Raw genomic sequence first — 469 nt, 5'->3', positions numbered from 1 at the left:
CCGCTGCTCAGACAGATGGCCGAAACCGGCGCCTGGGAAGGCGTCGCCAGCTAAACTGAGCGAGGCCATTTTAGAAAACCGTGGACTACCGAATCCGCGCGTCCATGATCTCGACAAAACGCGCGAAAAGACCAGCCTGCGATTTGATCTTGAGCTTGCGATAGATGTTGCGGCGGTGGACCTTTACGGTTCCCGGTACGATGCGCATCGCCCTGGCTATCGATTCCGTGGAATGTCCCTGAAGCACCAGATCGACGACATGCTTTTCGCGCGGTGTGAGCGAAAGGCTCTTCCAGATATGAGCACGTTCAAACTCGTTGACCGGCGCAATCGCCTCGTCCTGCTTCGTCTCTGCCGGTTCGTCGGCCGGAAGGGCCGGCCAGCGCAGCCTTGCGAAACCGATCACCGCCGGCGCCATGTCGCGCAGCAATCTGGCATCGGCGGTTCCGAAGGGTCCCGAAGCATGCAG

1 protein-coding gene is annotated in these 469 nt (G+C 60.1%); it reads right to left on the bottom strand.

From position 1 onward, the window contains the following. Positions 1-85: 85 nt before the first annotated feature. A partial coding sequence (locus EOA86_RS38000) for a LuxR C-terminal-related transcriptional regulator (RefSeq protein ID WP_245497522.1) occupies positions 86-469 on the bottom strand: 384 nt, incomplete at its 5' end.

Origin of the sequence: Mesorhizobium sp. M5C.F.Ca.IN.020.32.2.1 (assembly GCF_004023105.1) — a bacterium.
Classification (GTDB): domain Bacteria; phylum Pseudomonadota; class Alphaproteobacteria; order Rhizobiales; family Rhizobiaceae; genus Mesorhizobium; species Mesorhizobium wenxiniae.
Note: the sequence above shows the minus strand (reverse complement) of the source record. Positions and strands in the feature narration are given on the sequence as shown.